Annotated in this window: 19 protein-coding genes; 14 read left to right on the forward strand and 5 right to left on the reverse strand. The window is 55.2% G+C overall.

The window, feature by feature from the left end:
* Positions 1-108: 108 nt before the first annotated feature.
* Positions 109-1,284, reverse strand: coding sequence for a phage integrase N-terminal domain-containing protein (locus C5P05_RS28350; protein ID WP_114973346.1), 1,176 nt, complete (start codon positions 1,282-1,284; stop codon positions 109-111).
* Positions 1,285-2,516: 1,232 nt separating this feature from the next.
* On the opposite strand from C5P05_RS28350, the gene C5P05_RS28355 reads away from it, so the two are divergent.
* The 7 genes from C5P05_RS28355 to clpA all read left to right on the forward strand — a co-directional run bounded on the left by C5P05_RS28355 (position 2,517) and on the right by clpA (position 8,835).
* On the forward strand, positions 2,517-3,563 hold the full coding sequence (locus C5P05_RS28355; protein WP_114973230.1) for a PRTRC system protein D: 1,047 nt from the start codon (positions 2,517-2,519) through the stop codon (positions 3,561-3,563).
* Positions 3,560-3,862: a hypothetical protein gene (locus tag C5P05_RS28360; RefSeq protein WP_114973231.1), complete on the forward strand. Its 303-nt coding sequence runs from the start codon at positions 3,560-3,562 to the stop codon at positions 3,860-3,862. Before C5P05_RS28355 ends, C5P05_RS28360 begins: the two co-directional genes overlap by 4 nt.
* Before the next feature lie 2 nt (positions 3,863-3,864).
* Positions 3,865-4,164 (forward strand): hypothetical protein, encoded by a 300-nt coding sequence (locus C5P05_RS33875; protein ID WP_157979472.1) that lies wholly within the window; start codon positions 3,865-3,867, stop codon positions 4,162-4,164.
* Positions 4,154-4,687 (forward strand): hypothetical protein, encoded by a 534-nt coding sequence (locus C5P05_RS28365; protein ID WP_114973232.1) that lies wholly within the window; start codon positions 4,154-4,156, stop codon positions 4,685-4,687. The genes C5P05_RS33875 and C5P05_RS28365 overlap by 11 nt, the downstream gene beginning before the upstream one ends.
* Before the next feature lie 465 nt (positions 4,688-5,152).
* A complete protein-coding gene (locus C5P05_RS33880) occupies positions 5,153-5,386 on the forward strand; it encodes a hypothetical protein (protein ID WP_157979473.1) in 234 nt (77 codons plus the stop codon).
* A gap of 676 nt (positions 5,387-6,062) precedes the next feature.
* A complete protein-coding gene (gene clpS, locus C5P05_RS28370) occupies positions 6,063-6,425 on the forward strand; it encodes an ATP-dependent Clp protease adapter ClpS (RefSeq protein WP_114973233.1) in 363 nt (120 codons plus the stop codon).
* An 82-nt stretch (positions 6,426-6,507) separates the two neighbouring features.
* Positions 6,508-8,835 (forward strand): ATP-dependent Clp protease ATP-binding subunit ClpA, encoded by a 2,328-nt coding sequence (gene clpA, locus C5P05_RS28375; protein WP_114973234.1) that lies wholly within the window; start codon positions 6,508-6,510, stop codon positions 8,833-8,835.
* Here the strand turns inward: clpA and C5P05_RS28380 are convergent.
* Entirely contained in the window at positions 8,832-9,317 is a 486-nt protein-coding gene (locus C5P05_RS28380) for a DUF1499 domain-containing protein (protein WP_114973347.1), read from the reverse strand. The genes clpA and C5P05_RS28380 overlap by 4 nt on opposite strands.
* Before the next feature lie 80 nt (positions 9,318-9,397).
* Positions 9,398-10,441, reverse strand: coding sequence for an extracellular solute-binding protein (locus C5P05_RS28385; RefSeq protein ID WP_114973235.1), 1,044 nt, complete (start codon positions 10,439-10,441; stop codon positions 9,398-9,400).
* 102 nt (positions 10,442-10,543) lie between these two features.
* Between C5P05_RS28385 and C5P05_RS28390 the strand changes: the two genes are divergently transcribed.
* A complete protein-coding gene (locus C5P05_RS28390) occupies positions 10,544-11,425 on the forward strand; it encodes a patatin-like phospholipase family protein (protein ID WP_232834695.1) in 882 nt (293 codons plus the stop codon).
* Positions 11,426-11,427: 2 nt separating this feature from the next.
* Here the strand turns inward: C5P05_RS28390 and C5P05_RS28395 are convergent, their stop codons facing one another.
* Positions 11,428-12,573: an ABC transporter substrate-binding protein gene (locus tag C5P05_RS28395; protein ID WP_114973237.1), complete on the reverse strand. Its 1,146-nt coding sequence runs from the start codon at positions 12,571-12,573 to the stop codon at positions 11,428-11,430.
* Between the two features lie 163 nt (positions 12,574-12,736).
* Complete coding sequence (gene ppk2, locus C5P05_RS28400; RefSeq protein ID WP_232834696.1) at positions 12,737-13,654, reverse strand: polyphosphate kinase 2; 918 nt, start codon at positions 13,652-13,654, stop codon at positions 12,737-12,739.
* 214 nt (positions 13,655-13,868) lie between these two features.
* On the opposite strand from ppk2, the gene pstS reads away from it, so the two are divergent.
* The 6 genes from pstS to phoB all read left to right on the forward strand — a co-directional run bounded on the left by pstS (position 13,869) and on the right by phoB (position 19,112).
* Positions 13,869-14,912, forward strand: a complete 1,044-nt coding sequence (gene pstS / locus C5P05_RS28405; RefSeq protein ID WP_114973239.1) for a phosphate ABC transporter substrate-binding protein PstS — start codon at positions 13,869-13,871, stop codon at positions 14,910-14,912.
* A gap of 107 nt (positions 14,913-15,019) precedes the next feature.
* Positions 15,020-15,985: a phosphate ABC transporter permease subunit PstC gene (gene pstC, locus C5P05_RS28410; RefSeq protein ID WP_232834697.1), complete on the forward strand. Its 966-nt coding sequence runs from the start codon at positions 15,020-15,022 to the stop codon at positions 15,983-15,985.
* Entirely contained in the window at positions 15,982-16,866 is an 885-nt protein-coding gene (gene pstA, locus C5P05_RS28415) for a phosphate ABC transporter permease PstA (protein WP_114973241.1), read from the forward strand. Before pstC ends, pstA begins: the two co-directional genes overlap by 4 nt.
* A gap of 36 nt (positions 16,867-16,902) precedes the next feature.
* On the forward strand, positions 16,903-17,682 hold the full coding sequence (pstB, locus tag C5P05_RS28420; protein WP_114973242.1) for a phosphate ABC transporter ATP-binding protein PstB: 780 nt from the start codon (positions 16,903-16,905) through the stop codon (positions 17,680-17,682).
* A gap of 9 nt (positions 17,683-17,691) precedes the next feature.
* The gene (gene phoU, locus C5P05_RS28425) at positions 17,692-18,393 is read left to right on the forward strand and encodes a phosphate signaling complex protein PhoU (protein WP_114973243.1); all 702 of its coding nucleotides are present in this window, start codon (positions 17,692-17,694) and stop codon (positions 18,391-18,393) included.
* The gene (phoB, locus tag C5P05_RS28430; protein WP_114973244.1) at positions 18,390-19,112 is read left to right on the forward strand and encodes a phosphate regulon transcriptional regulator PhoB; all 723 of its coding nucleotides are present in this window, start codon (positions 18,390-18,392) and stop codon (positions 19,110-19,112) included. Before phoU ends, phoB begins: the two co-directional genes overlap by 4 nt.
* Positions 19,113-19,121 lie beyond the last annotated feature (9 nt).

Consider the following 19,121-nt stretch of genomic DNA (forward strand, 5'->3'; position numbering starts at 1 on the left):
AGAACACGCATTTCTTCGAGCGTGTTGTGGGCCAATTTGCGTCCGTCCCGTTTCATGCGAATTTGGAGAAAACTCAAACAAATAAGTTCAGAGAATTTGTCCGCTAAATTACTGACTTATGAGTAAGTCTGAGTTGCTTGACTTCGCTGATACCGCTGGAGTCGGTACCTTTGTGCGCATAACAACTGACTTTCCACAATACGCCCCCGAAGCTCGAATGCGCGCATGTCCTGCCAGTTCGGACACGGCCTGTCTGGCCGTCCGGTCCAGATCCGGTGGCAGCGGCCCACCGCCTCGCACCGGCGGCGGTTCACCGGTCTGGTCGCCGAAGAACTGGATCAAGGCTTCATGGCGTAGCCCGTGCGCCGTCACGCCCAGTTCCCGAAACGTGATCCCGAATTTCTCCAATACGTAGTCAAAGCGCCGCAGGTTCTGCTTCAGGTCATTGGCGGGGTCTCCCAAATAGGCATCCCGGTTGCACACAAGGCCTTGGGCGAGATCGACCGCCGCCAATCTGGCAGGGCTGTCCAGCGGGACAAAACGCACCCTTCCGCCCTTGCCCTTGATCCTCACATACCGATCCGCTGTCTTGCGATCGAGGGGCAGTCCCGTTTCGCTGAAAGGCAAGACGTGCTCAAAGGGCCGGAATTGGATGGACTCCTTGCGCCGCAGCCCCATGGCATTGATCAACCGCAGCGAAGCGCCGACATACCGGTCGCAGGCACAGACCCGCTCGATGACTTCGTCAATGTCAACGCCAGCGGCAGACCAACTCTTGTCTCGCTGCGCATATTCATGCCGCTGGTATTCCTCCACGCTCAGGCCGTAATGCGCTGGCTCCCGCACGAAGCCATGCTTGCCCATCCACATGCCCAAGCCGCGCAGGAAACTCAGGTAAGTCTGAATCGTGGCCGGAGCGAGCTGCTCCCGTTGCCAGACCTGCACCATGGCATGAATGTGTTTCTGTCCCAGGTTGCGCGGATCGGGAATCGTGTTGAACCCCGCCTTGGCTTTGAGGTCGCGAAAAAAGCGCCGCAGGAACTGGGCACGTTCATACCGTGTCTTGTGGGAAACAGTTTTCTCCAGCGAGGTGTGCAGGGTGTTGAAGAGTTCCAGCAGTACCTCCAGTACCTTGAGCGGTGGTGCTTTGCCGGGCTGATAGCCCGCCAGGATGTCTTGGGCCGTCTTGTTTGCCCACGGCTGGCGGCGCGTGGGTTCACTGGCTAACAGGCGGCCGGGGCTGACTGAGCCTTGTTGCCGCCGACGAGAAGCTTTGTTTTGCATGGTGTTGCCTTCCATTTGGTGGATGTCTGCCCGCCGCCCGAATGGCGGGCAAGTGTTGAAAAAACGTGGAATCACAAAGCAGTCACCTGCCGGGTGGATTCCGTCGCCTGGCAGGTCAGTGGTCAAAAACTCCGGTGCAGCACGCGACCACCGAGGTGCGGCACCGACCCAATGTTTTGCCAGCCAGCGCGTCAGCGCTTGCCAGCTCGGTCTTCCTTAAAAATGAAACATGTGATCCGTCCCATCTGTGCATTTCTGCAACCATGGGGTTGGTGATGCCGGTCCGCCTCAAGGGCGTGCCAAAGGGCATCCGTGACAAGGTCAGGCCTTGCACGTACTGATGGATCAGTTCTGGATTCGTAGCGCCATCCACTCGCATGGGTCCACCCCTGACCGAAAGTCCAGGGCGGTGCCGAGTTTGTGAGCGGGAACGCGCGGGGAGCCAAAAAATGGCAAACACAACCGCGCGCTGCGTGTAACGCGTGCTCAAAGGATGGCGGGAACAGGGGTGCGGCATCAGGTGCCGACCGAGTGCTCGAAAGCCGTGGCGCGTTTCAGGGAACGCCCAGCGAAAAGTGCTGGCAAAGCCACAAGGGGTTGCACTACAAAAAAAACCACGAGGCCATCACCTCAGGGGGCGATGGCCAATTCCGGTTCAAGGACCGGAGTTTGGGGCAGGTAACGACTGCGACGCCTTGCGCTCCTCGATGGAGCAGGGCCAGGACGGCCCTCGGGAACCTGTAGTTGACGCCGACCCAGAGGAAGAGTCAAGCAGGCTTGCCGGAAATGGTGTCGATTTCCCGGTGGTTTTGGGTGGCGATTGAACGACCGGGATGTGCCCGTGAGCCGAGTTTATTGTCCCGAAGGGATTGAAAGTGAGGCTGCATGCGGGCTTGACAAGGGAAATTGCTGCCTCTGGTCCCGGACGGGACCTTGACCGGGTTGGTGGCCGGTTCGCAGGCCTGGGCCGCAGAAATAGCACAAATCGGCGTGATCCACGCAAATCGCGCCCTTGACAGCTCGGTTTGCGGTGAGACCTTAGTTTGACACGCAGAGCTTTTCCGCATGCCCGATGAAATCGGTCTCGTTTCAATGTGACCTGACAAGGTTGTATCGGGACCCAAGTCAGAGCCGATCCCGAAATCAGGTGGTTTGAAGGGGATTTCTGCGTGGATAGACAGTATTGGGCCACCGATGCTGATCGTTCTGCAACCCTGATTTGGAGTCCTCTCATGGAATTGATCATTCGAGCCGTAGACGTTGGCTACGGCAACACCAAGTACGTCGCTGGTATCTCCGGTGACGAAATCCGCTGCGCCAGCTTTCCTTCACTGGCTTATCCCTTTCCGCGCGACCCATCCACCACCCTGGGCGCAGATCGGCGCAAAACCGTCGCCATCCCGATTGGCGGCATGTTTTACGAGGTGGGGCCGGACGTGATGCTGGCCGCCGACGCTTTTCGTGCCACGCAGATCCACGACAACTTTATTGATACCCCGGAATACCTGGCCCTGGCACGCGGGGCACTGCGGATGATGAAGGTCGACACCATCGACCTGCTGGTGGTGGGGCTACCGGTGGCCATGTTTGCCTTGAAGAAGGCAGCGTTGGAGAAATTGATGACTGGCACCCACGACGTAGGCAATGGCAAGACCGTGCTGGTGCGCAAGGCACTGGCCATGGCCCAGCCTAACGGAGCGTTGATCGACTATGCCTCACAGCATGACAAAGTGGTGGCGATGGAAAACGAGCACAGTCTGGTGATTGATCCAGGTTCGCGTACCTTCGACTGGCTGGTGGCGCGGGGTATGAAGTTGTCGTACAAGCGCAGCCATTCGGTGAATCGAGGGGTGTCCGACATCCTGCAGGTGATCGCGGATGACATCAGCGCGGAAATTGGCCGACCTTACAACCAGTTGGACGCCATCGACCTGGCCTTGCGCACCAACAAGAATCTGACGATCTTTCAGCGGACCTACAGTCTGGCGCGCATGAAGCCGGTGGTGGAAAGCGTTACCAAGCAGGCCGTGGGGGCGATGATGCGCCGGATCGGTGAGTTTTACGATGTCCAGCATGTCATTCTGGTCGGTGGCGGCGCCTTTTTGTTCAAAAAGGCGGTGAAGGAGGCGTTCGCGACGCATCAGATTCTGGAGGTCAAGGAGCCGATGTTCTCGAATCTGCGGGGCTACCAGATCGCCGGCACGAATTACGCCGCCACTGCGATGCAAAGTCCCGGTCGTGCGGCCCGCACATCGCGGCAGGAAGGAGAGGGCGCATGAGCCGGGACCAAGAAACAAACAGCGAGCCAGTGCGTTTGCTGTTTGAGATGACGCGGGAGGACAACCCGCGCCTCTACGATGACCTGATCCGGTTCAACAAAGGCACGAAGCGGGTGAACCGCTTGCGCTTTCTGGCTCATGAGGGCTTGTTGGCACAGAACTGGATGCTGGTGCCGTCTGCGGGTACCTTATCTCAAGGGACTGTATCCGCGTTGCCGACCCCCTCGAAGGTCAATCCGGCCGTTGCTGGGCATGTCGTCCAGGCGTTCGATGCACCAATGGTCGATGGGGAGGACTGATCATGGCACCCGTGAAGAAGCATGGACGCCGGAGGGCGTCTGTCAGCGCGTCAGAACTGGCGCAGATGGGCGTGTGCGAACGGCTGGTGGTGTTTGAGCATCGCTATGGCAAGCGACTGACCGTTGAACAGCAGCAGGCAATCAAGCGTGGACGACGGGCGCACGCGCGCTTCTATCGGGATCGGTACATGAAATTGACTCGCCAGTGGCGTCATTTCGTTGTTTTTCTGGTATTTTGGCGCAGGCTAGCTTTGTGTGTCGCGAAGTGGTTTCAAGCCAGGAAACCGCGTCATGAGACTTGACCCTGCAGCCGTTATTGGCGTGGGTGCACTCGCGGTCATCCTCCTTTGGTGGTGGCGCAGCAGGTCAGATCTACGTCGGGCAAGGTTACCTCCGGAATTGAGAAGCGCCTGCCTGGTCTATGCGGAATGCTTGTTCCAATCCACCGGGCCAGTGTCAATTTCTGCCAGGGTGGATAGGGTTTATCGCAATGCGGCAGGTGTGTTGGTGCTGGTTGAGCTGAAAACCAGGGAGACGAATCGGATGTATCAGTCGGATGTCATTGAATTGTCGGCGCAGCGCGTGGCCTTGATGGCGCACACGGGAGATGTTGTCGCGGATTACGCCTATATTGTGACTGAGCGGCCAGATGGCTTCCGAATGGGTTGTCATCAAGTGAGGCTCATGGCGCATGCTGATGTGATTTCGCTGGCGACGAGGCGGGGGAAACTGTTTGTTGAGAGAGTTGAGCCTCAGACCACCTGTTCATCGGGCGTATGTCGGAAATGTGCGTTCGTTCAGTCATGCGATTTGCCTTGGGTGTGATCCGCTCAACGAGCCGCACGAACAGATCACAGCGAGATACATTTCCGATTTGGTTGACTGGATGCACCTGTATTTGCAGACCACCTGGCACCAATGTTTTTGTGGCAACCAATGCCACTGTTGGTAAGGCTATTGATGGCTGTGCTTGCGCCAGCTCAGGACAGCTGAGACTGGATCGAGGCGCCACCGACGTGAGCAGTTTGCACGGCTATCGACGAGTGTGCGCTTGTTAAAGACTCGTGCAGCGGCCAGATGCGGACATCTGTGCAATTTGAAGGAGGGATCGGGCAGGCGTTACCAGTTGCTTCCGGTACCCACGAAAAAGGCCGCTAGGCCACGTGCCGACGTGTGGCATGTGAAGTCAGGTGCCGCACCTAAATACAGATACAGCAACGAAATTCGTTAACTTATGCTATCAATTGCAGTAAAATGATAGCCAGTCTGTTTAGGGTAATGGGTGCCAGTATGGGTTCAAATCCCGCTGCTGCGGCTTCACTAATCCTGTGGATGCTTGTATCGTTTCTTTTGGGATTCTTAAAAGTCATTTTTACAACGCTCGCAGCCACTCTTTCGGGAGTAGAAAAGGAAGGTATGCCTATGATCTCTAAAATTAACAAGTCAGACAGTTTCGCAGCAGCATTCTTCGATACGATGCACGCGATTTGTGTTGGCGCAGTAGCAGTGGTAGCAGTACCCTAAACAGATTGAAGAAAGCTGACTCTAAGCGAGCCTTTTTACTAGATTAATAGTCTAAATCTCAAAAATGGCAGGTCGTCGATTCCTGCTGGACTTTGAGTGAAGCCCGAACTCTCGACGGTGGCGACCGCCCGAGGCTCCAAAGCCTAATCGCTGTTCGGCAATCGATTTCTCACGACACCGTGGATCCGTTTCAGATTCCCCCCAGCTTTTCCGAAGACCCATGAATATCTTCGCGTTAACTTGCTCTCGTCATCAACTCCGAGTCGGGCTTCTTGATTTCGATAATTGCAAGTTTGAGGCAAGGGGTTGACAGCGCTTTGTCCGTGTTAAAGTAATTGTGGCTCTTCGGAGCTATGGCCGTATGGGCTATGGGCGACGCGCACGGCACTGTCTCACGATGGCTAATCTGAAGTTAGGGCAATTGTGAGGAAGTCGGGCGCGTTCAAAACACAGACACGTTGACTGGCGTGGGCTACAGCCTGATTTACATGTAATGATCGACCATATGTGATCGCAGATTGACTGTTTCCGGCGAGCGCATACCTCGCCGGTATCCAAACCGCTCTGGCCCGATGGTTTTGAGCGGTTTTTTTGTTTGCGTCGCTTGAATGTTGAAAAATTGTCACCAATTTCTGATGACGCTGCAGTGCTTCGGTACGCTCGATAGAATGAAAGCATGGCAACCAAATCTCCCGTAATTCCACCAGTTCCACCGGCTCACCAACCTCAGCGGGATGACGGCGACTCCGTCGTGCTTGAGAGGCGAACCCAGAAGGTTCAGCCGCCGCAGATGTACCAGGTCGTCATGCTCAATGATGACTACACGCCGATGGAATTTGTCGTCGTGGTGATTCAGGAGTTTTTTGGCAAGGATCTGGAGGCGGCGACGCAGATCATGCTCAAGATTCATCTGGACGGGAAGGGCATTTGTGGCGTTTATTCCAAAGATGTGGCGGCCACCAAGGTGGATCAGGTCCTCGATGCTGCAGCGAAGGCTGGGCACCCGCTGAAGTGCATCAGTGAGCCCGTTGATTTTTAGGCAGATGATGGCATCTGTACAGAATTGAAATTGAAATCGGATTACAGTTAAACATCAAAGCAAGGCTTAAAAAGGAAATCACATGATTGCCCAAGAATTGGAAGTCAGCCTTCATATGGCGTTTGTTGAGGCGCGGCAGCAGCGTCATGAGTTCATCACGGTCGAGCACTTGCTGCTTGCCCTGCTGGACAACCCCAGCGCGGCCGAAGTGCTGCGGGCTTGTTCGGCCAATATCGACGACTTGCGAAAGTCGCTGGCGAATTTCATCAAGGACAACACACCTCAGGTTGCCGGGTCGGATGATGTGGACACGCAGCCTACCTTGGGGTTTCAGCGTGTGATTCAGCGCGCCATCATGCATGTGCAGTCGACGGGCAGTGGTAAAAAAGAAGTCACCGGGGCAAACGTGCTGGTCGCCATCTTTGGCGAGAAGGACTCCCATGCGGTGTACTACCTGCATCAGCAAGGCGTGACACGCCTGGATGTGGTGAACTTCATTGCGCACGGCATCAAGAAGAGCGATCCGCCGGAGTCGACCAAGTCGGGCGAGAGTCAGGCCGAAAGCGAAGAAGGTGTAGCTGAGAAAAATGAGAAGGCCTCGCCTCTTGAGCAGTACACCGTGAATCTCAACCAACTGGCCAAGGACGGCAAGATTGACCCGCTGATCGGACGCGAATATGAAGTCGAGCGCGTGATTCAGATCTTGTGCCGACGCCGCAAGAATAACCCGCTGCTTGTGGGTGAGGCCGGTGTCGGCAAGACGGCCATTGCTGAGGGGCTGGCTTGGCGCATTACGCAAAAGGATGTACCTGAAATTCTGGCCGACTCCATCGTCTACTCGCTCGACATGGGTGCGCTGCTGGCCGGTACCAAATACCGGGGTGATTTCGAGCAGCGACTCAAAGGTGTGTTGAAGTCCCTGAAGGACAAGCCCAATGCTGTCTTGTTCATCGACGAAATCCACACCTTGATTGGCGCCGGTGCGGCCTCGGGTGGAACGCTGGATGCATCCAATCTGCTTAAGCCTGGTTTGAGTTCAGGCGCACTTAAATGCATTGGTGCAACGACGTTTACCGAGTACCGTGGCATCTTCGAGAAGGACGCTGCGCTGTCACGCCGCTTCCAGAAGGTCGATGTCGTTGAGCCGACCATCGAGCAGACTGTGGAAATCCTCAAGGGTCTTAAGTCGCGATTTGAAGAGCATCACAATGTCAAATACGCGGTAGCGGCCCTGCAGGCTGCGGCCGAGTTGAGCGCCAAATACATCAATGACCGCCATCTGCCGGACAAGGCCATTGATGTGATCGACGAGGCGGGTGCCGCACAACGTATTCTGCCGCCGTCCAAGCGCAAGAAAATCATCAGCAAGACGGAAGTGGAAGAAATTGTGGCGAAGATAGCCCGAATTCCTCCCGCCAATGTGTCCAATGATGATCGGGGCAAACTCAAGACGCTGGAACGGGATCTTAAGAACGTTGTGTTCGGTCAAGACAAGGCGATTGACATGCTGGCGTCGGCCGTGAAAATGGCGCGTTCCGGCTTGGGCAAGGGCGACAAGCCAATTGGTTCCTTCCTGTTCAGTGGCCCCACGGGCGTTGGCAAGACCGAGGCGGCCAAACAGCTGGCCTACATCATGGGGATTGACCTCATTCGCTTTGACATGAGTGAGTACATGGAGCGCCATGCGGTGAGCCGCCTGATTGGCGCGCCACCGGGTTACGTGGGGTTTGATCAGGGCGGTCTGCTTACCGAAGCTGTGACCAAGAAGCCGCATTGTGTGCTCTTGCTCGATGAAATCGAAAAGGCGCATCCGGACATCTTCAACGTGCTGCTGCAGGTCATGGACCATGGCACGCTGACCGATAACAACGGACGCAAGGCCGATTTCCGCAACGTCATCATCATCATGACGACCAACGCCGGTGCCGAGACCATGAACAAGACCGTCATGGGATTTACCAATGTGCGCGAATCGGGTGATGAGATGGCGGACATCAAACGCCTGTTTACGCCGGAATTCCGAAACCGGCTGGATGCTGTTGTCAGTTTCAAGGCGCTGGACGAAGTTGTCATCATGCGCGTGGTCGATAAGTTCTTGCTGCAGTTGGAAGCCCAGTTGGCCGATAAGAAGGTCGATGTCACCTTCACCGACAAGCTGCGCAAACACCTGGCCAAAAAGGGATTTGATCCTCTCATGGGTGCACGTCCAATGCAGCGTCTGATTCAGGATACGATTCGCCGCGCACTGGCCGACGAATTACTCTTTGGGCGCTTAACCGACGGAGGCCGCCTGACGGTCGATCTGGATGACACGGACGAAAGCAAGACGGAGGTCTTGCTGGACATTCAACCCTTGCCCAAGAAAGAAGGCAAGCCCAAACCTGAGGCGCAAGAAGCGACAGCTGGCTAAGACAAGAATTGGGCGCGGATGGACTCCACCCGCGCCCTGTTGACGCCAAAGTCATTTCGCCCCAAACGGCTGGCCGAGCGTACTTGAATGACGCTGTTTGGCTTGTCAAGCCAGAACTCTATGTCGTCGGTAAATTTGAGTAGCGGAGTGGTTGATTGCGCGTAGATATAGCTAGGCTGCTGCGTGACAACAACCGTTCGTTCTGATTTCTGCAGCAGTACCGTGAGTCGTGCCATCGCGACGTCACCGTCACCCGTGTAGGCCAACGGCGCAATGCTGGCGTAGGCTCTTTGCGGGTGCTCGGGATAGAGTGTGGCTTGGCTGCTCACGCTGTTGGGGGTTCTGGACGGAGGCCTGAGCCGCCCGTCCGTCACACCCAGCTCCTGTGGCACCGTTCCAGACAGGAATCCGAGTTGCCCGGCAAGCACCAAGCCTGCGACTAACAGCGTCACCAGCAGAGTGAAATACCAGAGGGTTTTCATTGCTTGTCCTTCCTTGAAGGGTCTCTCTTCCATAAGAAAAGGAGAAAAACAAGAATACCCGATTGCAGGAACTGCTGACTTTACTTGAACCCGACACGGTCGAGCATTTGCTGGACCTTGACCTGATTCATTCCGATCACATTGATGGGAATGGTCTCGCTCTTGAAGCTGCCACCCGTCATGGCCTGCAAGGCCGGGTTGTTGATTTTCACGCCTTTGGCCACAGGCCACTCGTTATTGCCATTGGCAAAATGATCTTGTGCCGGTGCGCTGGCTAAATACTCCAGAAACTTCACTGCGTTGGCCGGATTCTTGGCATTCTTAGCTACAGCGCCACCGGCGATGTTGACGTGCGTACCCCACGATGCCTGGTTCGGAAAGACAACGCCCACGCGGTCCATGATCGCTTTATCTTCGGGTTTATCCGAGCGCATGATGCGCGCAAGGTAATAAGTGTTGGTCACCGCAATGCCGCATTCGCCGGCAGCAACGCCCTTGATCTGGTCGGTGTCGCCGCCCTTGGGCGCGCGAGCCATGTTGTCGACCATGCCTTTGAGCCAGCTTTCAGCTTTTTGCTCACCTAGGTGCTCAAGTACCGCGCCGAACAAAGACAGGTTATAGGGGTGTGAGCCTGAGCGGATGCACAGTTTGCCCTTGTTTTTTGGGTCGCCCAATTCTTCGTACGTATCAACGTCGTCTTTCTGAATCTTTACCTTGTTGTACACAATGACTCGGGCGCGCGTTGAGAAGCCAAACCACGGCGAGGCACCGTCGCCAGTCGCCTTGCCGCGTAGTTGGACGGGAATGGCGTCGTTCAGTAACTTGGAATTTACGGGCTGAAACAGTCCCTCAGCTTCACCCTTCCACAAACGTGCAGCGTCCACCAGCAAAATCACGTCGGCGGGTGATGCTGTACCTTCTGCTTTGAGCCGGGCAAGGATGCCGGCGTCGTCAGCATCGACTCGATTGATCGCGATGCCGGTCGCTTTCGTGAAGTTTGTGTACAGCGCCTCATCCGTCGGGTAGTGACGCGCTGAGTAGATGTTGAGAACCTGATCTTGCGCTGCCGCAGCAGTGCAGGCGAGCAAAATAGCGCATGCGGCGGGGATGTGTTTCTTGAACATTGTCCTTGTGCTTTCCAGAAAATAGAGTGTTTTTATATTATCACAAACGCGAATCATTCCTATTAAATGAGTAATGTAAATCTCAAGTTCAAGCATATTTTCATGATCTTAGTCAGCATATGCCTGATCGGGTGTGCCACCCGGCCGGTGCCGACGATAGTCCCTGATGCATCACCCGCAGTACAGACGCTCTCCAAAAAGTCTCTCAAAGTTGGTTTGGTCCTGGGTGGTGGCGCAGCACGGGGCTTTGCGCACATTGGCGTAATTCAGGTGCTGGAGGAGGCGGGCATTCGCCCCAGCCTCGTGGTGGGGACCTCTGCAGGCAGTCTTGTTGCTGCGTTTTATGCCAGTGGCAAGACTGGGGCGCAGTTGCAGCAAATTGCCGAAACCATGGAAGAGGCGGCTTTTGCAGACTGGACTTTGCCGATATTCAGCCGTGGCATGTTGCGCGGCGAGGCACTGGCGCGCTATGTAAGTGCACAGGTCAATGGTCGCCCGATTGAGAGCATGTCTTTGCCTTTGGGTATTGTGGCGACGGATCTCAACAGTGGTCAGGGAATGCTGTTCCAGCGTGGGGACACGGCCACGGCGGTGCGTGCCTCGAGCGCCGTACCCGCCCTGTTTCAGCCCGTCAAAATATTGGGTCGTGAATATGTGGATGGTGGACTTGTGTCGCCGGTGCCCGTGCGGTATGCGCGCCAAATGGGTGCAGAAGTGATAATTGCCGTCGATATCTCCAACGCGCCTGAAGGCAACGGCGCCAGCGATACTTTGAAGATTCTGCTGCAAACTTTTGCCATCATGGGCAAAAGCATCAACAGTTTTGAGCTGCGCGAAGCCGATGTGGTGGTGCGGCCCTCACTGCTGGGCGTGGCCAGCTCGGATTTTGGTGCGCGGCGCCGCGCCATTCAAGCGGGCCGGGTGGCCATGCAGGCATTGTTGCCACAACTGCGGGCTGCCTTGAATGGGGAAAAGCATCAGTAGGCTCAGCCGACAAGTCGACCGTCGCGTGTGATCATGCTTTGAGTGACGTAAGAGCCACTTCGCCTTTGTGCATTGAAGCTGACGCGAAAACCGCCCACGTCAATTGTCTGACGCTGCTGGAACGCCCGTAAAGTATTTTGACGTGTGGGCGCGCCTTCGACCGTACTCAACACTTCGCTGGTATATCGTGCGGCGATGTATCCGGCCAAACTTTGGGGCGTTGGGGGCTCGTCATACAGGCGAGCCAGCGTCTCACGATAGGCTTTGACGATGGGCAATGCGGAGTTGACCATGGGGACCACCTGAGTGGCCATGACGGGAGTGTTGCGCGCAGCACCCATTTGCATCAGGGTTGGCAGACTGACATCGGCCATGGCCACGATGTAGCGTTGCTGGGATTGCTTGTCAATGCCCTGTGTGAACTGCACCAACTCAGGCGTCCCCCCGATGAATAGCAGAATTCGTGGTGTGTCAGCTGCCAGGCTTTTTCCTACCCTTGCCAAATCACCAGTCGGTTCGTAGGACTTCAGCTTGATTTTCAGGGTTGTACTGGCACGCTCCACGTCATCGCGATACTGGGCATATTCCTGCCGGGACGCATAGATGGCCCCAACTTCTGGAACGCCCATGGTTGACAGTGATTTCAATGCCTGTGCTATTTGGTCCTGTCGGGATGCGAATATCGGAAACGTAAAATTGTCCCCATCCAGATCCGAGTTTTGGAGCCATGGCGCAACGTGGGCGATGTCATGCTGATCTTGTTGTAGCAACGCGACCAGCTGACTCGCTGTACGGTCCCCGGCCGTGCCGGAGAGGGCAACGCAGTTGGGCGTTCTTTTTATCGAATCAAGCGCTGTGCGCAGGCTGCCGGCGCTGCCGTCGACCTCTATAGTCAAATGTTGGATCGGACGCCCGTTGACGCCACCTCTGGTATTGATATCTTGCCAGGCAGCGCGAGACCCGATCAAGAAGTCTCTGGAAACATCCAGCTGGCCAGCGGTGCTGTCTACGATCTGGGCTACCACCGCCGTACGTGCGCCACTGGATGCCTTTCCAGGCTGAGCCCAAGCAGGAGCCACCGCGAACGCGACCAGCCCCATCGTGCCGCTCAACAGGCTGCGGCGCGACCCGGTTGGTGGATAGATCATTTATTGGTGTCCGCTGAACTGGTGGTTGGAACCGACGCACACGTGGTTACTGCAATGGTGACAGGTACGAAGCGCAGTACGCGACGATTCAATATGTTTTTTGTATGCTTCATGGCGACGCGAGCATAGCTGACACTCATGACGCCTTCGTGACGATCGACGATCAATAGACATCGGGCACCAGTATTTCTTGGGATACGGGCTGACGAACATAATTCTCATGGCGTTCCCGCGGCGGCAACACAACAGCCGCATGCGTAATTTCTCCATAGGGAATTTCGCCCAACAGGTGGTGAATGCAGTTGAGCCGGGCCTTTTTCTTGTCATCCGCCTGCACGACCCACCACGGGGCTTCGGGGATGTGAGTGCGTTCCAGCATGACTTCTTTTGCCTTGGTGTATTCTTCCCAGCGTCGACGTGACTCCAGATCCATGGGGCTCAATTTCCACTGTTTCAGCGGGTCATGGATGCGCCCAAGAAAGCGCAGATGTTGCTCGTCATCCGATATGGAGAACCAGTACTTGATTAACTGGATGCCGGAGCGCACCAGCATTTTTTCGAATTCTGGAACGGACCTGAAAAACTCCTCGTACTGTTCATCGGAACAAAAGCCCATCACCCGCTCAACGCCAGCCCGGTTGTACCAGCTGCGATCAAACAGGATAATTTCTCCCGCGCCGGGCAGGTGCGACACATAGCGTTGGAAATACCACTGGGTTTGTTCCCGTGCGTTCGGGGCAGGCAATGCCGCCACCCGGCACACGCGAGGGTTGAGTCGCTGGGTAATGCGTTTGATCACGCCGCCCTTGCCCGCGGCGTCTCGCCCTTCAAACAGGATCACCACCTTATGCCCGGTCTTGACAACCCAATCCTGCAGCTTGACCAACTCCGCCTGCATACGAAACAACTCACGGAAATATTGGCGCCGACTATCTTTGTATTGCGCTGATGAGGTATCCATTGTGCTGTCGGCGAGCTCATCCAGATTGCGGTCTTCCAACTCCAGTTCGAGCTCTTCATCGTAGCTGTCGGCCAAATCCCGTCTGATTCGCTGGACCAATTCGTCGTCATTTGAGTTCAAGGGGGGACTCCTGCATAGCATTTTTTAAACAATTTGTAACGATAAGAATTTATTGTGTCCTTTTTGTGACAAATGTCCTGCGAATGCGACTGTGGCACTGACTGGGATGATTGGCTTGGCCACTTGAAAGAATGTCACGTTACTGTCACATAAGCTTCTTATATTCCCTAAGTCGTTTAGACGTCATATTTCATTTAACTCAAAAGGTATAGCGATGAGAACTGGTTTCAAATTAGCCCTGATCAGCATGGCTGGCGTCGCCTCCATGTCGTGCGTGAATTTGGCAAGTGCCCAAGAGATCACCGGCGCTGGGGCAAGCTTCCCGGCCCCCCTGTATTCAAAATGGGCGGCGGAATATAACAAGGCTACGGGTGTCAAGATCAACTACCAGTCGGTTGGTTCTGGCGCCGGCATCAAACAGATCGATTCCAAAACGGTTGATTTTGGTGCCTCAGACATGCCGCAAACCGATGAGGTACTCAAGTCAAAAGGACAGTTGCAGTTTCCCACCGTGATCGGCGGTACTGTGCCGGTGATCAATATCAAGGGTATTGCACCAGGTCAAATGAAGCTTGACGGCCAGGTTTTGGGTGACATTTACCTTGGCAAGATTACCAAGTGGAATGACGCTGCCATCAAAGCGCTGAACCCTGGCCTGGAACTGCCTGATGCCGCCATTGCCCCAGTGCGTCGCGCTGATGGTTCGGGTACCACATTCAATTTCACCAATTATCTGAGCCGCGTTCATCCTGAATGGAAGACCAAGGTCGGTGAGGGCACTGCGGTCAACTGGCCCGTAGGTGCCGGTGGCAAGGGCAACGAAGGTGTCGCTGCATTTGTAAACCGTTTGCCCAACTCCATTGGCTATGTCGAGTACTCGTATGTCAAGCAAAACAAGATGACGTACACGCTGTTGAAGAACAGGGATGGCGCATTTGTGGCGCCTGATGATGAAACGTTCAAAGCGGCAGCCGCCGGCGCAGACTGGAACAAGTCTTTTTATCAGCTCATTACCGATCAGCCTGGTAAGAACGCATGGCCTATTTCAACGGCAACCTTCATCTTGATGCATGTCAAGCAGGACAAGCCAGCCAATGCCACTGAAACCTTCAAGTTCTTCACTTGGGCCTACAAAAACGGCGGCAAGAGCGCCACTGATCTGGATTACGTACCCATGCCTAGCAACGTGATCGGGGCAATTGAAAAGGCGTGGGGCCAGGTGACAGACGCAGCTGGCAAACCCGTGGCCTTGAAGTAAGTAGCTTGTAGATAACGAAAACCTTTCAAAGGAGCAGGCGCGTGTCCACTACACTTCCGGCGAACCAGATACCGATTAACCAGTCTGCTAAGTCTTCCGGACGTGCTATGACCAATCCTCCCCCGTTGAAAGCGGCCCGTTCGGGTCCCATGGCGGATCGCATCTTCGGCTGGCTGGCCAAGGGTGCGGCCCTCTTTACGCTAGGCATGCTGATCGCCATATTGGCGTCGCTGACCATCAGTGCTTGGCCTGCCATCAGCAAATACGGCCTTGGCTTTCTTACCAGCACGACCTGGGATCCGGTTAAGGAAGAGTTCGGTGGCCTGGTCATGATCTATGGCACCTTGATGACATCCTTCATCGCATTGCTGATTGCCGTGCCAGTGAGCTTTGGCATCGCGCTGTTTCTCACGGAGCTCTCACCCGCTTGGCTGAAACGTCCTTTGGGCACGGCCATTGAATTGCTCGCGGCGATCCCCTCCATTGTGTACGGCATGTGGGGCTTGCTGGTGTTTGGCCCCCTTTTGGCCACCTACGTGCAGCAGCCCCTGCAGGCCATGTTTTCCGACGTACCCTATTTAGGGGCCTTCTTTTCAGGTCCACCGGTTGGCATTGGCATACTGTCCGCTGGCATCATTCTGGCGATCATGATCATTCCGTTCATTGCGGCGGTGATGCGCGACGTGTTTGAAGTTACGCCGACTCTCCTCAAGGAATCGGCCTATGGCTTGGGGGCCACGACCTGGGAGGTGGTGTCAACCGTGGTGTTGCCCTACACCAAGGCAGGTGTCATCGGCGGCATCATGTTGGGGTTGGGTCGTGCGATTGGTGAAACCATGGCGGTCACCTTTGTCATTGGCAACTTCAACCAACTGGATTCACTCAGCCTGTTTCAGGCCGCCAACAGCATCACATCGGCCTTGGCGAATGAGTTTGCAGAGGCTGGCGAAGGTCTGCACCAGGCTTCGCTGATGTACCTTGGATTGGTGCTTTTCTTTATCACCTTTGTGGTGTTGACCCTGTCGAAAATACTGCTCTTGCAACTCAAAAAGAACGAAGGAGCCAAGACATGACCACCGGTGAACTCTTGCTGCAGTCGGCAGCTCAGGAACAGGCGCGACAGGCTCGATATGCGCATCGAAAGTTTGTTAATCGTGTTGCGCTGACGCTGTCTTTGATGGCCATGGCCTTTGGTCTTTTCTGGTTGTGCTGGATCTTGATTGAGACCATTATTTTGGGCGTCGAAGGGCTCACGCTTGATACCCTGACCCAGATGACGCCACCACCAAACGACGCGGGTGGTTTGGCCAATGCCATTTACGGATCGTTTTTGATGGTGTTGCTGGCAACATTCGTGGGGACCCCCATCGGCGTCATGGCCGGTATCTACCTGGCTGAATTCGACACCAAGGGCTGGCTCGCTTCATTGACGCGTTTTGTCAACGACATCTTGTTGTCTGCCCCATCTATCGTCATTGGTCTGTTTGTCTATGCCGTGATTGTGTCCCGCTTCAAATCGTTTTCGGGCTACGCAGGTGTCGCGGCACTTGCCCTGATAGTGATTCCAGTGGTGATTCGCACCACTGAAAACATGCTTCAACTGGTGCCGCCCGGTTTGCGTGAGGCTGCATATGCGCTGGGTGCCCCAAAATGGAAAGTTATTTTGAGCATCACTTTGAAGGCGGCCAAGTCAGGTGTGGTTACGGGCGTTCTGTTGGCCGTAGCGCGAATTGCGGGCGAAACTGCCCCCTTGCTGTTCACCGCACTGAGTAATCAGTTCTGGACATCCAGTCTGAGTTCGCCGATGGCGAGTCTGCCGGTGACGATTTTCAAGTTTGCCATGAGTCCTTATGAAAACTGGCAAAAACTGGCCTGGGCGGGTGTGTTCATCATCACGGTTGCGGTCTTGGGCCTCAACATACTGGCCCGGTTTTTGACCCGAAGCAAGACCTGAGCGAATCACAGTTAGAGATACGAGAAAAGGTTAAACATGAGTACTGCTATCGCGACGAGTGAGAAGACGAAGATTTCTGTCAAGAATCTTGATTTTTACTACGGCAAGTTCCACGCCCTCAAAGGCATCAATCTGGAAATTCCGGAGAACAAAGTAACTGCTTTTATCGGTCCCTCCGGATGTGGTAAATCGACGCTTTTGCGTGTTTTCAATCGCATGTTCGAGCTGTATCCGGAGCAGCGCGCCGAAGGTGAAATTATTCTGGATGGTGAAAATCTGTTGACCAGCAAGAAAGACGTGGCGCTCTTGCGTGCCAAGGTGGGCATGGTGTTCCAGAAGCCAACGCCGTTTCCCATGTCCATCTTTGACAATATTGCTTTTGGCGTCAAATTGTTCGAGTCGCTCAATACTACCGACATGGAAGAGCGTGTTGAGTGGGCCTTGCGCAAAGCGGCCCTGTGGACCGAGGTAAAAGACAAGCTGAGCCAGAGTGGCTCCAGCCTCTCGGGTGGACAGCAGCAGCGCCTGTGCATTGCGCGTGGCATTGCGATCAAGCCAGAGGTCTTGTTGCTGGACGAACCCTGCTCCGCACTCGATCCCATCTCCACAGCCAAAGTCGAAGAGTTGATCACTGAACTAAAGAGCGACTATACGGTGGTCATCGTGACCCACAACATGCAGCAGGCGGCGCGTTGCAGTGACTACACCGCTTACATGTACCTTGGAGACCTGATGGAGTTTGGCTCGACAGAACAGATGTTCTTCAAGCCCACCCGCAAGGAAACAGAAGATTACATTACCGGCCGTTTTGGTTAAGGAGACGATATGCCTGAAAAACATCTTTCTACCCAGTTCGACAGCGAACTCAACGCGGTGTCAAACCGGGTCATGGAACTCGGAGGACTGGTTGAGTCACAGATCCGCCAAGCAATTTATGCCTTGTCACAGTTCAGCGTTGAGGTGGCAAACCAGGTCACAGAAACTGAAGCCCGCGTGAACGCGATGGAAGTTGATATTGACCGTGAACTGTCCAGCATCATTGCGCGTCGCCAGCCAACGGCACGAGACCTTCGCTTGTTGATTGCCATCTCCAAGACGACTGCCAATCTGGAACGTGTGGGCGACGAGGCCGAGAAGATCGCTCGCATGGTGCGTTCCATTATTCAGAGCGGTTCACCCCGTTCGCTGCCATCCCTTGAGTTGAGAGTCTCGGCGGATATGGCCTCTGGTTTGCTGCGAAAAGCGCTCGATGCCTTTGCGCGATTGGATACGGCGGCGGCAGTGTCTATCCTGAAAGAAGATGATCTGATTGACAAGGAGTTCGACGGTTTTGTCCGAAAGCTGATTACGTACATGATGGAAGATCCGCGCATGATCTCGCCCAGTCTCGACTTGCTTTTTCTGGCGAAAGCCATTGAGCGAATTGGCGACCACGCCAAGAACATCGCCGAGTTCATCATCTATGTGGTCAAGGGTGCCGACGTTCGCCACACCTCAATAGAACAGATTGAATCGGTGGTGAAATGAGGCATCAACCGGGCGTCCTGATTGTTGAAGATGAACCGGCCATTGCGGAGCTCATCGCAGTCAATCTGCGCCACAATGGATTTCGGCCCACGTGGGCCATGGACAGCGCGTCAGCGCAGCTTGAGCTTGATGCGGTGCTACCGGACGTCATTCTGCTGGACTGGATGCTGCCTGGTGAGAGTGGTTTGGTGCTGGCCAAGCGCTGGCGTGCGAACCCACGCACCAAAGAAGTTCCCATCATCATGCTGACTGCTCGCGGCGATGAGATGGATCGGGTCGCGGGTCTGGACGCCGGCGCTGACGACTACATCGCCAAACCATTTTCGACCAAAGAACTGCTGGCCAGGGTTCGTGCCGTCCTGCGGCGGCGAGCCCCCGAACAAGTGGGTGGCGTTGTTGCTATCGGTGCTTTGTTGCTTGATGCGTCAACCTACCGTGTGTCGTTCAACGATCAGATGTTGAAACTAGGCCCCACCGAGTTCAAGTTGCTTCATTACCTGATGAATCATGCCGAGCGCGTTCACAGCCGTTCGCAATTGCTGGACAAGGTTTGGGGAGATCATGTATTCATTGAAGAGCGCACAGTTGACGTACATGTCAAAAGACTAAGGGAGGCCTTGGGCAGCGGTGCGGGGCAAATGATAGAAACGGTGCGCGGGGCGGGCTATCGCCTATCGGCTCAATCCATGCAGGCCTCGTCTTCGCAGGCCAACGCTTGACTCGCGAAA

Source organism: Rhodoferax ferrireducens (genome assembly GCF_003347515.1).
GTDB lineage: Bacteria > Pseudomonadota > Gammaproteobacteria > Burkholderiales > Burkholderiaceae_C > Rhodoferax.